The sequence below is a fragment of the Pseudomonas sp. FG86 genome (genome assembly GCF_057808775.1).
Window position 1 is genome coordinate 1 of sequence record NZ_JBMDIS010000054.1, and the last position, 12,712, is coordinate 12,712.

Below are 12,712 nucleotides of genomic sequence, written 5' to 3' on the forward strand. Positions count from 1 at the left end.
GCGGTGGATCAGTCACATAGATGTCGACTGACACTACGCTATCGGGGGCAAGCCCCCTCCCACATTGGATTTTCAGTGGATCTGAGACTCAGCCCTCATCGCCGTCGTCGTCGTCACCACCATCCACCTTCATCCCCAGTTCCTTGATCTTGCGAGTCAGGGTATTGCGGCCCCAGCCCAACAGCACGGCGGCATCGCGGCGGCGACCAGCGGTGTGCTTGAGGGCCGTTTCGATCATGATCCGCTCGAACGCCGGTACGGCGCTGTCCAGCAGGTTTGACTGGCCGCGTGCCAGGGCCTGGTCGGCCCATTGGCGCAGGGCTTGTTCCCAGTTTGTCACTGGGGCCGAGTCCTGCGGCAGGCTCAACAGCTCCGGCGGCAGGTCGCTGATATGCACCTCGCGCCCGGATGCCATCACCGTGATCCAGCGGCAGGTGTTCTCCAACTGGCGCACGTTGCCTGGCCACGGCAGGTTCTTCAGGTATTCCTCGGTCTCGGTTTTCAGCAGCTTCGGCTCCACGGCCAGCTCCTGGGCGGCGCGGCTGAGGAAGTGGCGAGCGAGGGTCGGGATATCTTCGCGACGGTCCGACATCCGGGGAATGTGGATACGGATCACGTTCAAGCGGTGGAACAAGTCCTCGCGGAACTTGCCCGCATGCACCAGGGTTTCCAGGTTCTGGTGAGTCGCGGCGATGATGCGCACATCGACCTTGACCGGCGTATGCCCGCCCACGCGATAGAATTCGCCGTCCGCCAGTACCCGCAGCAGGCGGGTCTGGGTATCGGCCGGCATATCGCCGATCTCATCGAGGAACAGCGTACCGCCATCGGCTTGCTCAAAGCGGCCGCGACGCAGGTTGGCCGCGCCAGTGAACGCGCCTTTCTCATGGCCGAACAGCTCGGACTCCATCAAGTCCTTCGGAATCGCCGCCATGTTCAGTGCGATAAACGGCGAGGCCGACCTTGGGCTGTGACGGTGCAGGGCGTGGGCCACCAATTCTTTACCGGTACCCGACTCGCCATTGATCAGCACGGTGATGTTGGAGTGGCTCAAGCGCCCGATGGCGCGAAACACTTCCTGCATCGCCGGCGCTTCGCCGATGATTTCCGGGGTGCGGGTCAGCGCCGGCGGCGCTTCCTGGTTCTGTTGTTCCTGGGCGTGCTGGTTGGCGCGCTTGACCAGCGCCACCGCCTCGTCCACGTCGAACGGCTTGGGCAGGTATTCAAACGCACCGCCCTGGTAGGACGCGACAGCGCTGTCCAGGTCCGAGTGCGCCGTCATGATGATTACCGGCAGGCGCGGGTGCTGTTCGCGAATCCGCGCCAGCAGGTCCAGGCCACTGGCGCCGGGCATGCGGATGTCGGAGATGATCACGTCGGGCTGCTGGCGCGCCAGGCGGCTCATCACCCCGTCAGCGCTGTCGAAGCTCTGGGTGGTCATGCCTTCCTGTTGCAAGGCTTTCTCGAGGACCCAGCGGATAGAACGGTCGTCATCGACGATCCACACAGTTTCACTACGGCTCATGTCGATGGGGCTCCTTGTTCCAGAGGCAGAAAGATCGAGAACGTGGTGTGGCCGGGATGGCTCTCACATTCGATCAGACCCTGGTGCTGGCTGATGATGTTCTGGGTAATGGCCAGGCCCAGCCCGGTACCGTCCGGGCGACCGCTGACCATTGGAAAGAAGATGGTTTCCTGCAGTTCCGCAGGAATGCCCGGACCGTTGTCGATGATCTCGACCTTGGTTACCAGGCGATGGCGCACGTGGCCGATGGTGAACTGGCGCAGGGCGCGGGTGCGCAGGCTGATGCGGCCCAGGCGCAGCTCGTTCTGGCTGCTGATGGCTTGCATGGCGTTGCGCACGATATTGAGCACGGCCTGGATCATCTGTTCGCGGTCGATCAATACGTCGGGAATGCTCGGGTCGTAGTCGCGCACCAGGGTGATGCAGCCCTGGCTTTCGGCTTCGACCAGCTGACAGACGCGTTCGAGCACCTCGTGCACGTTGGTCATCGCCAGCGACGGCAGTTTGTTGGAGCCGAGCATGCGGTCCACCAGGTTGCGCAGGCGGTCGGCCTCTTCAATGATGACGTTGGTGTAGTCCTTGAGGTGCTCGTCCGGCAGCTCGCGGGCCAGCAACTGCGCGGCACCGCGAATCCCGCCCAACGGGTTCTTGATCTCATGGGCCAGGCCGCGGACCAGCATCTTGCTGGTTTCCTGCTTGGACAGCTGGGCTTCTTCTTTGGTGATGCGCAGCAGGCGGTCGCGGGGATGCACTTCAAGCAGCAGCAGGGTGGCGCCGTTGCTCAGGATCGGGGTCACGGCGTAGTCGACGGTCAGGGTTTGGCCGGTCAGGGCCGTGAGCATCGCCTCACGCTTGGTGAATGGGTGTGCCTGCTCCACCGCCTGGCGCAATGAACTCAAGGCTTCGGCCGACTCGGTGAACAATTCGCTGATGAACTGCCCATGGCTGCGCTGGCCGCTGATGGCCAGGAGCATCTCCGCCGCCGGGTTCATGTACTCAAGACGCAAGTCGTCGTTGAGCAGGATGGTCGCGGTCGTCAGGTTGTCGAGTAACAAACGGTGCAGTGCATCGCTGATGGTCATCAGGACCTCTTTTGGAGCAAGGCGCGGGCTTGAGGCACACGCTGATACAAGGAAAATGCAAAAACCAAACCAAGGCTCCGAAAAGAAGCGTTAAACCCCTGAAATAAGGATTTAAGGCTCGAAACTGTGGCGTTCTGCCAGCTTCAACGGGAAGTTTCGAACCAAAATGGGCTGGGCAGGTGGGTAGGGTGCAAGTTGTCGCACCAATATAGTGCGGTTTTATGAAGGTTGTTCAGGAAGTGATGAGAGATCGTTCTCGGCCGATGTCGAGAGCGATCTCGGTGGCAGGACTTTATCAATGCGGCTGGGACAGCGGCATGCCCATGGTGCCGGCGTAAAACACCAGCAGCTCCACTGGGGTGCTTCCAGTTCTGCCGCGATGGACTGTGCCCACCATCTCGGCCAGGGTTTGCCCTTGAGTCAGGGTGAGAGCCCGCCCACCTTTACGGGTTTCAACGATCAACTCGCCCGAGAGGATATACGCTGCGTTCGGCATGGGGTGGCTGTGCCAGGGCAACTGCGTATTCGCCGGGATCTTGAGTCGCAACAGCGTAAGTTCCGGCGGGCCGGAGGGGTAAGCCTCGTAAGGTGTTCCGTCCCATGATGCGCTGCTCTGCAGCAGGGTTTCCTTTTCGATCTGTACGGCGTCTTTGGGCTGGCTGCTGCAGCCTAGCGCAGCCAAACACGCCGCTGTTGCGATCAAGCATTTGAGGGCTTCCATGGTCGGTTTCATCCGTTCGCTGAGTGGCCGGTCAGGCTACGATCGCTGTCCGGGGGACGGATGCCGGAAGGGGCCTAAAATGATGTGGGTGTCATCTGTTATTCGCCTGTGTGGATACACAGCTCGGCAGTGGCGCGAATCATCGCCAGTTGCTGCAACGGCTCGTTCAACGGCTCATGCACCGCCTCGGCCAGCCACTGCGGGCACTTTGGGTCGGTGCGTTGCGGGGTGAAGTCCGCCAGTTCTTGCAGCAGGCGTTTTTGCAATTGATCCAGCTGCGGGCGAATCTGCTTCACCAAGTCGGGGCGCGGGTCATCGGGTGCCTTGCCCTGGAACTGCCAGTCGGACAGGTGGGTGTACTGCACCAGTTTGTTCGCCTCTATCTGCGCTGAGAAAAATTGCTCGGCGGCGGCGGGCGCCAGTTTGTAGTTGGGTGCCTGGGCGATGACGCTGGCGATGACCTCCTGTTCGCGCTTCTTGTCCTCTACGGGCTTTTTGCTGTCCCATTTGCTCAGGGCGACCTGGTCGGCGATGGCCAGGCGTTCGGCGATGCTGTTGAGCAATGGCTCAAGGCTGGCTGGCGCGGCGCTCGCACTGGTAGTGACGAACAGCAGGGCAAATACAAGTCGACGTTTCAAGGCTGATCTCCTTGTGGGAGGGGGCGAGCCCTCTCCCACATGTTTAATAAAATTCGGGCAAAAAAAGACCTCCCGAAGGAGGCCTCTTTCATCACGCTGCGTCAAGCAGCGCTACCGGATCAGCAGCTGTAGTACAGCTCGTATTCCAGTGGGTGTACGAAGGTGCGTACTTTGATTTCTTCTTCGCTTTTCAGCTCGATGTAGGCATCGATGAAGTCGTCGCTGAATACGCCGCCTTTGGTCAGGAACGCACGGCCCTTGTCCAGCTCTTCCAGGGCTTCTTTCAGGCTGCCGCACACTTGTGGGATCTCTTTGGCCTCTTCAGGCGGCAGGTCGTACAAGTTTTTGTCGGCGGCGTCGCCAGGGTGGATCTTGTTCTGGATACCGTCCAGGCCAGCCATGACCAGGGCAGCGAAGGCCAGGTATGGGTTGGCTGCTGGATCCGGGAAGCGGGCTTCGATACGGCGAGCGCGCGGGCTGGACACGTAAGGAATACGGATCGAGGCGGAACGGTTGCGTGCCGAGTAGGCCAGCATGACCGGCGCTTCGAAGCCTGGAACCAGACGCTTGTAGGAGTTGGTCGACGGGTTGGTGAAGCCGTTCAGGGCCTTACCGTGCTTGATGATACCGCCGATGAAGTATAGGGCGGTGTCGGACAGGCCGGCATAACCTTCGCCAGCGAAGGTGTTCTTGCCTTCTTTAGCGATGGACAGGTGAACGTGCATACCCGAGCCGTTATCGCCGTACAGAGGCTTAGGCATGAAGGTCGCGGTACGGCCGTAGGCATCAGCCACGTTGTGTACGCAGTACTTCAGGGTCTGGACTTCGTCAGCCTTGGCGACCAGGGTGTTGAATTTCACACCGATTTCGTTCTGGCCGGCAGTGGCCACTTCGTGGTGGTGCACTTCGATGACCAGGCCCATTTCTTCCATGGCATTGCACATGGAGGTACGGATTTCGTGGTCGTGGTCGAATGGCGGAACTGGGAAGTAGCCACCTTTGATGCCTGGACGGTGGCCTTTGTTGCCGCCTTCCACGTCCTGGTCGGACATCCACGAACCTTGTTCGGAGAAGATCTTGAACATGGAGCCGGAGATGTCGGACTTGAACTTGACCGAATCAAAGATGAAGAATTCTGGCTCAGGGCCTACGAATACGGTGTCGCCGATACCGGTCGACTTCAGGTATTCCTCGGCACGCTTGGCGATCGCACGTGGGTCGCGGTCGTAGCCTTGCATGGTCGAAGGCTCGATCACGTCGCAGACGATGATCAGGGTTGGGTCTTCGGTGAACGGGTCCAGCACGGCAGTGCTGTCGTCCGGCATCAGGATCATGTCGGAAGCTTCGATGCCTTTCCAACCGGCAATGGAGGAACCGTCGAACATTTTGCCTTCTTCGAAGAAAGCGTCATCCAGCGCGTCGCGAGCCGGCATGGTCACGTGGTGCTGAGTGCCTTTTGTGTCCGTGAAGCGCAGATCAATCCATTTAACGTCATGATCTTTGATGAGTTGAACCGACTTCGACATGGTGTCCTCCGGGTGGCTTCGGGCTGGGTAGTGGAGTTAGCCCTTAGAATGTGGGTGATGCCGGCGCGGATACTCCGCCATGGCAACCTGCCTCACAAGAGAGCAAATTGCATGCCAGTGCGCCAACATGGCCTTTCTGCCTCAAAATCGCCCCTATAACGGTGCAATCGGCCGAAATGGAATAATTAACGCACTGCAATGTAGCGCTGATTTGCATAAATGACCCGTTTTGGTGCGCATCACCTTCAATGCATATTAACTGGTTAAACCTTGAGCGATTTCCGCTATAATCCGCGCCCCCCTTTTTCGGCAGGCCCTGCGCGCGCTGTTTCCATGAAATTAATCGTTAAAGTCTTCCCAGAGATCACCATCAAGAGCCGACCGGTACGGATGCGTTTCATCCGTCAGTTGGCCAAGAACATCCGTGCCGTGCTCCGCGATCTGGACCCGGCTGTGGTGGTGAACGGCGTGTGGGACAACCTCGAGCTGGAAACCCGCGTGACCGACCCCAAAGCCTTGAAGGACATGACCGAACGGCTGAGCTGCATGCCGGGTATCGCGCATTTCCTGCAGGTGGACGAGTATCCACTGGGCGACTTCGACGACATCACCGAAAAGTGCAAGCAGCACTTCGGTGATGAGCTGGAAGGGAAGATTTTTTCGGTGCGCTGCAAGCGTGCCGGCAAGCACCCGTTCAGCTCCATGGACGTCGAGAAATACGTCGGCAGCAAGCTGCGTCGCGAGTGCGGCGCCGCCGGAATTTCCTTGAAAGCGCCACAAATTGAAGTGCGCATGGAAATTCGCGACCAACGGTTGTTCGTGATCCATAGCCAGCACGACAGCATCGGCGGCTACCCGCTGGGTGCCCTGGAACAGACCCTGGTACTCATGTCCGGCGGTTTCGATTCCACGGTGGCGGCCTACCAGATCATGCGCCGCGGGCTGATGAGCCATTTCTGCTTCTTTAACCTGGGCGGGCGTGCACACGAATTGGGCGTGATGGAAGTCGCGCATTACATCTGGAAGAAGTACGGCAGCTCCCAGCGTGTGCTATTTGTGAGCGTGCCGTTCGAGGAAGTGCTCGGGGAAATTCTCGGCAAAGTCGATAACAGTCATATGGGCGTAGTATTGAAGCGTATGATGTTGCGCGCTGCGTCCCGAATCGCCGATCAGTTGCAGATCGACGCGCTGGTGACCGGCGAAGCGATCTCCCAGGTCTCCAGCCAGACGCTGCCGAACCTGTCGCTGATCGACTGTGTGACCGAAAAGCTGGTGTTGCGCCCGCTGATCGCCAGCCACAAGCAGGACATCATCGACCTGGCGGAAAAAATCGGCACCGCTGATTTCGCCAAGCATATGCCTGAATATTGCGGGGTCATCTCGGTGAACCCCAAGACCCACGCCAAGCGCAACCGCGTGGAGTACGAAGAACAACAGTTTGACATGGCGATTCTGGAGCGTGCGCTCGAGAACGCCAAGCTGGTCCCGATCGATCGAGTCATCGATGAACTGGGCCAGGATGTGCAGATCGAAGAAGTCAGCGAAGCCCTGGCCGGCCAGATCGTCATCGACATCCGTCACCCGGATGCCGCGGAGGATGAGCCGCTGGAAATCGCTGGCATCGACGTACAAACGCTGCCGTTCTATGCATTGAACGCGCGTTTCAAGGAACTGGATAACAGCCGTCAGTACCTGCTGTATTGCGACAAAGGCGTGATGAGTCGCCTGCATGCCCACCATTTGCTCAGTGAGGGGCATGCCAATGTGCGCGTTTATCGACCGAGCTAAGAGCCCGGGGCTGTTTGCCTGTGGCCTGCGTCACCGGCCCCCCGACTCTGCCGTCAAGCTGTAACGGCAAGGCCTGACTCTACTGTTAATCGCTGCCACGACCTGTCAGCACACCGAATCCTCTGATCGAGATACACAAGTGATCGAAAATCTACGTAACATCGCCATCATTGCTCACGTTGACCATGGTAAAACCACCCTGGTAGACAAACTCTTGCGTCAATCCGGCACCCTGGAGCGCAACGAGCTCAACGACGAGCGCGTGATGGACTCCAACGACCAGGAAAAAGAGCGCGGTATTACCATCCTGGCTAAAAACACCGCTATCAACTGGAACGGCTACCACATCAACATCGTGGATACCCCGGGCCACGCCGACTTCGGCGGCGAAGTAGAACGCGTAATGTCGATGGTTGACTCCGTTCTGCTGCTGGTTGACGCTCAAGACGGTCCTATGCCGCAAACCCGTTTCGTGACCAAGAAGGCTTTCGAAGCCGGCCTGCGTCCGATCGTGTGCATCAACAAGGTTGACCGTCCAGGCGCGCGTCCGGACTGGGTTCTGGACCAGATCTTCGACCTGTTCGACAACCTGGGCGCTACCGAAGAGCAACTTGATTTCCAAGTGATCTACGCATCGGCCCTGAACGGTATTGCCGGTCTGGAACACACCGCCATGGCGGAAGACATGACCCCGCTGTACCAGGCGATCGTTGACCACGTTCCACCACCGAAGGTTGACCGTGACGGTCCGTTCCAGATGCAAATCTCGGCACTGGACTACAACAGCTTCCTGGGTGTTATCGGCGTTGGCCGTATCGCCCGTGGTAGCGTCAAGCCGAACACCCCGGTTGTGGCTATCGGCGCCGACGGCAAGAAGCGTAACGGCCGTATCCTGAAGCTGATGGGCCACCACGGCCTGCACCGTATCGACGTTGAAGAAGCCTTCGCCGGCGACATCGTGTGCGTCAGCGGCATGGACTCGCTGTTCATCTCCGACACCCTGTGCCAGCCGGACACTGTCGAGGCGATGAAGCCTCTGACCGTTGACGAGCCAACCGTTTCCATGACCTTCCAGGTAAACGACTCGCCTTTCTGCGGTAAAGAAGGCAAGTTCGTGACTTCCCGTAACATCAAGGAACGTCTGGACAAAGAGCTGCTGTACAACGTTGCACTGCGCGTTGAAGAAGGCGACTCGGCTGACAAGTTCAAGGTTTCCGGCCGTGGTGAGCTGCACCTCTCGGTACTGATCGAAACCATGCGTCGCGAAGGCTTCGAAATGGGCGTTGGTCGTCCTGAAGTGATCATCCGTACTGTTGACGGCGTGAAGCAGGAACCGTTCGAAAACGTCACCATCGACACCCCTGAAGAATCCCAGGGCAAGGTCATGGAAGAGATGGGCCTGCGTAAGGGCGACCTGACCAACATGGTGCCGGATGGCAAAGGCCGTGTGCGTCTGGAATACAACATCCCTGCTCGTGGTCTGATCGGTTTCCGTAACCAGTTCCTGACCCTGACCAACGGTGCTGGCATCCTGACCTCGATCTTCGATCGCTACGACACCATGAAGTCCGGCGACATGTCCGGCCGTCAGAACGGTGTTCTGGTATCGGTAGAAACCGGCAAGGCGCTGACCTACTCCCTGGAAACCCTCCAGGCGCGTGGCAAGCTGTTCGTTGAACACGGTCAAGAGATCTACAACGGTCAGATCGTTGGCCTGAACAGCCGTGACAACGACATGGGCGTCAACCCAACCAAAGGCAAGAAGCTCGACAACATGCGTGCTTCGGGTAAAGACGAAACCATCGCCCTGGTTCCACCTGTTCGCTTCACCCTGGAACAGGCCCTGGAATTCATCCAGGACGACGAGCTGTGCGAAGTCACGCCTAAGTCGATCCGCCTGCGTAAGAAGATCCTGGACGAAGGCGAGCGTACCCGCGCTGCCAAGAAAGCCAAGAACTGAGTTAACTCAGGCTGAATGAAAAACGCCCCCGGTCGAAAGGCCGGGGGCGTTTTTTTATGTCTGCAGGTTGTGTGGTGGCTGTACCGGCCTCATCGGGGGCAAGCCCCCTCCCACATTTGACCGAGTACAGTCATTTGGAATGCGGTCAGTGTGGGAGGGGGCTTGCCCCCGATGGGGCCCTTGAGCCCCCTGCAAAACCTGGATCAGAACTTATCGAGGGTCTTGAACTTGGTTTCGCGCACCACTTCCTTCGGCTTATATGCGCAATACCCCGGGCGCGGCCCGATTTTCGGGTGGTTGCGGCAGGTATCCGGACGCTTGTCATAAATAGTGCAGAAGCGCGTCTTACGATCCAGGTACAAGCAGTCGTTGTTGCTCATGCGCTGCAGGGTAAAAATCTCGGATTTGTTGTTGTAGCGTTCGACAATGCCTTCCTTCTGCAAACGCTTGGCGATGTTTTTCGGCGGGTCGCCGCGCTCGAATTCATCGACGATGCCAATGCGGATCAGGTCCTTGATCTTCACCTCAACCGGCAGCGTGCAGCAGCTGGACACGCAGCCACCGCACATGTGGGCGGAGTATTTCTGCCAAGTCTCGAGACGGTCGAGTTCCGCGGCGGCGATCAGTTGAGGCTTCATCAGGGTTCCAAGGTGGGGCGGTATCCGGGCGCGCGATCATACCGGGATTGATGGTTTTTTGAACAATATTTTCTGGTTTTCAGCTCGAAGGCCGTTCGAGTGCAGATCGGGCACGACCCCTGCATTAAATTCGCGCAAAGGTGAATGAGTTAAAAAACTGCCGAACCAGAGCCTTCACCGTCTGTCAGACCGACTAGGCTCTAGCAACTCCTTCAATCTCGCCCGAGGTCGCACCGATGTCTCAGGAACCGCTTGCACGAGAAGCAGAGGTAGCCGCGTTTCGCGATGCTGTCTTGACCAAACTCACCTACGCGGTGGGCAAAGACCCGGATCACGCCTTCGACCACGACTGGTTCGAAGCCATTGCCCTGGCCGCCCGCGACCAGATGGTCGACCACTGGATGGACCACACCCGGCGTATCTACCGTAAAGGCCAGAAGCGGGTGTATTACCTCTCCCTCGAATTCCTCATCGGCCGCTTGCTCTATGACAGCCTGAGCAACCTCGGTGTGCTGGAGATCGCTCGCGAAGCCCTGAGCGAACTGGGTGTCGACCTGGAGCGCATCCGCCTGCTGGAGCCCGACGCGGCGCTTGGCAACGGTGGCCTGGGCCGCCTGGCGGCGTGCTTTATGGAAAGCATGTCGACCCTGGGCATTGCCGGCCATGGTTATGGCATTCGTTATGAGCACGGCTTGTTCCGCCAGGCGATTGTCGATGGCTGGCAGCAGGAACAGACCGAGCGCTGGCTGGATTTCGGCAACCCGTGGGAATTCGAACGGGCCGAGGTGATTTACCCGATCGGCTTTGGCGGCAGTGTCGAAACCCTGCCGGACCCTGCTGGCAAGATGATCCAAGTGTGGACGCCCAACGAAACGGTGCGTGCCGTCGCCTATGACACCCCGGTGGTCGGCTGGCGCGGCGCCAGCGTCAACACCCTGCGCCTGTGGCGTGCGCGGGCGGTGGAAGACCTGCATCTGGAGCGCTTCAACGCCGGTGACCACTTGGGTGCGGTCGCCGAAGTGGCCCGTGCGGAAAGCATCTCCCGAGTGCTTTACCCGGCTGACAGCACGGAAGCGGGGCAGGAACTGCGCCTGCGCCAGGAATACTTCTTCGTCTCGGCCTCGCTGCAAGACCTGCTGCGTCGCCACAAGAACATGCACGGCTCGGTACTCAGCCTGGGCGAGCATGCGGCGATCCAGCTCAACGACACGCACCCGTCGATCGCCGTGGCCGAGTTGATGCGTCAACTGGTCGACCTGCACGACATTCCATGGGACGCCGCGTGGGATGTCACCGTCGAAACCCTGTCGTACACCAACCACACCCTGTTGCCCGAAGCCCTGGAAACCTGGCCGGTCGGCCTGATGGAACGCATGCTGCCCCGGCACATGCAGATCATCTACCTGATCAACGCCCAGCACATCGACTCGTTGCGGGCCAAGGGCACCCATGATTTTGACGTGCTGCGCGCCGTGTCGCTGATCGAAGAAGACAACGGCCGCCGTGTGCGCATGGGCAACCTGGCATTCCTCGGCTCCCACAGTGTCAACGGGGTCTCCGGCCTGCACACCCAGTTGATGCGCAGCACGGTGTTCTCCGAACTGCACAAGCTGTACCCGGAGCGCATCAACAACAAAACCAACGGCATTACCTTCCGCCGCTGGCTGTACCAGGCCAACCCCAAGCTCACCTCGATGCTGGTGGATGCACTGGGCCCCGACATTCTCGACACCGTGGAAACCCGCCTGGTCGAGCTGGAAACCTTTGCCGAGAAGCAAGCATTCCGCAAGGCGTTTGCCGAACAGCGCCTGCACAGCAAGCGCGCGCTGGCCGATATCATCCATGAGCGCCTGGGCATTGCGGTCAACCCGGCGGCAATGTTCGACGTACAGGTCAAGCGTATCCACGAGTACAAGCGCCAGTTGCTCAACCTGCTGCACACAGTGGCGCTGTACCAGGCGATCCGTGCCGAGCCGGGCACCGACTGGGTACCGCGGGTGAAGATTTTCGCGGGCAAGGCGGCGGCCAGTTATCACCAGGCCAAGTTGATCATCAAGCTGACCAACGACATTGCGCGCACCGTGAACAACGACCCGACCGTGCGCGGTCTGCTCAAGGTGGTGTTCCTGCCCAACTACAACGTCAGCCTGGCGGAAAGCATCATTCCGGCGGCCGACTTGTCGGAGCAAATCTCCACTGCCGGCTTTGAGGCGTCGGGCACCAGCAATATGAAGTTCGGCCTCAACGGCGCGCTGACCATCGGCACCATGGACGGCGCCAACGTCGAGATGCACGAGCGCGTGGGGGCCGAGCACATGTTTATCTTCGGTCTCAGCGCCCAACAGGTCGAGGCGCGCAAGCAGGCTGGCGAGTTCCATGCCGGGCCGGACATCGCGGCCTCCCATCGTTTGAACGATGTGCTGCAGGCGATTCGAGGCGGGGTGTTCTCGCCGGACGATCCAGGCCGATATGTGGGCTTGATCGATGGGCTGATCGACTATGACCGCTTCTTGGTGTGTGCCGACTTCGACGCCTATTGGGATGCACAAGCGCGGGTCGAAGCGCATTGGCATGACTCCAAGGAATGGTGGCGCTCGGCGGTACTCAATACCGCGCGGATGGGGTGGTTCTCTTCGGACCGGACGATCCGCGAGTACGCTACCGAGATCTGGAAAGCGCTCGACTAAACACTGCAATACAACGATGTGGGAGGGGCTTGTCCCCGATGGCGGACCGTCAGTTGACAAATATGTCGACTGGTACACCGCTATCGGGGGCAAGCCCCCTCCCACATTAGGTCCGCGTCGATATACTGAGCGCCGGTTTGCTTAGGG

The 12,712-nt window shown here is 59.4% G+C and carries 9 protein-coding genes; 3 read left to right on the top strand and 6 right to left on the bottom strand.

Going from position 1 to position 12,712, the window contains the following annotated elements; all coding sequences use genetic code 11:
• Positions 1-88: 88 nt before the first annotated feature.
• From ntrC to glnA, 5 genes are all read right to left on the bottom strand, one after another.
• Positions 89-1,525, bottom strand: a complete 1,437-nt coding sequence (ntrC, locus tag ACODSV_RS25620) for a nitrogen regulation protein NR(I) (RefSeq protein WP_024072895.1) — start codon at positions 1,523-1,525, stop codon at positions 89-91.
• Complete coding sequence (gene glnL / locus ACODSV_RS25625; RefSeq protein ID WP_024072896.1) at positions 1,522-2,607, bottom strand: nitrogen regulation protein NR(II); 1,086 nt, start codon at positions 2,605-2,607, stop codon at positions 1,522-1,524. The genes ntrC and glnL overlap by 4 nt, the downstream gene beginning before the upstream one ends.
• 295 nt (positions 2,608-2,902) lie before the next feature.
• A complete protein-coding gene (locus ACODSV_RS25630; RefSeq protein WP_069075086.1) occupies positions 2,903-3,328 on the bottom strand; it encodes a cupin domain-containing protein in 426 nt (141 codons plus the stop codon).
• A gap of 98 nt (positions 3,329-3,426) precedes the next feature.
• Entirely contained in the window at positions 3,427-3,966 is a 540-nt protein-coding gene (locus tag ACODSV_RS25635) for a chorismate mutase (protein ID WP_150054324.1), read from the bottom strand.
• Between the two features lie 119 nt (positions 3,967-4,085).
• On the bottom strand, positions 4,086-5,492 hold the full coding sequence (gene glnA / locus ACODSV_RS25640; protein ID WP_024072899.1) for a glutamate--ammonia ligase: 1,407 nt from the start codon (positions 5,490-5,492) through the stop codon (positions 4,086-4,088).
• Between the two features lie 333 nt (positions 5,493-5,825).
• Between glnA and thiI the strand changes: the two genes are divergently transcribed.
• Both thiI and typA read left to right on the top strand, forming a co-directional pair.
• Positions 5,826-7,280, top strand: a complete 1,455-nt coding sequence (gene thiI / locus ACODSV_RS25645; protein ID WP_024072900.1) for a tRNA uracil 4-sulfurtransferase ThiI — start codon at positions 5,826-5,828, stop codon at positions 7,278-7,280.
• A 139-nt stretch (positions 7,281-7,419) separates the two neighbouring features.
• Positions 7,420-9,240, top strand: a complete 1,821-nt coding sequence (gene typA / locus ACODSV_RS25650) for a translational GTPase TypA (protein WP_024072901.1) — start codon at positions 7,420-7,422, stop codon at positions 9,238-9,240.
• A 203-nt stretch (positions 9,241-9,443) separates the two neighbouring features.
• Here typA and ACODSV_RS25655 read toward each other — a convergent pair whose 3' ends face one another.
• Positions 9,444-9,878, bottom strand: a complete 435-nt coding sequence (locus tag ACODSV_RS25655) for a YkgJ family cysteine cluster protein (RefSeq protein WP_024072902.1) — start codon at positions 9,876-9,878, stop codon at positions 9,444-9,446.
• 236 nt (positions 9,879-10,114) lie between these two features.
• Here ACODSV_RS25655 and ACODSV_RS25660 point away from each other — a divergent pair, with 236 nt between their 5' ends.
• On the top strand, positions 10,115-12,565 hold the full coding sequence (locus ACODSV_RS25660) for a glycogen/starch/alpha-glucan phosphorylase (RefSeq protein WP_024072903.1): 2,451 nt from the start codon (positions 10,115-10,117) through the stop codon (positions 12,563-12,565).
• Positions 12,566-12,712 lie beyond the last annotated feature (147 nt).

Bases quoted from the DNA above. Each gene is read 5' to 3' on its own strand.
- ntrC (WP_024072895.1), bottom strand. From the start codon at position 1,525: ATGAGCCGTAGTGAAACTGTGTGGATCGTCGATGACGACCGTTCTATC.
- thiI (WP_024072900.1), top strand. From the start codon at position 5,826: ATGAAATTAATCGTTAAAGTCTTCCCAGAGATCACCATCAAGAGCCGA.
- glnL (WP_024072896.1), bottom strand. From the start codon at position 2,607: ATGACCATCAGCGATGCACTGCACCGTTTGTTACTCGACAACCTGACG.
- ACODSV_RS25660 (WP_024072903.1), top strand. From the start codon at position 10,115: ATGTCTCAGGAACCGCTTGCACGAGAAGCAGAGGTAGCCGCGTTTCGC.
- glnA (WP_024072899.1), bottom strand. From the start codon at position 5,492: ATGTCGAAGTCGGTTCAACTCATCAAAGATCATGACGTTAAATGGATT.
- ACODSV_RS25655 (WP_024072902.1), bottom strand. From the start codon at position 9,878: ATGAAGCCTCAACTGATCGCCGCCGCGGAACTCGACCGTCTCGAGACT.
- ACODSV_RS25630 (WP_069075086.1), bottom strand. From the start codon at position 3,328: ATGGAAGCCCTCAAATGCTTGATCGCAACAGCGGCGTGTTTGGCTGCG.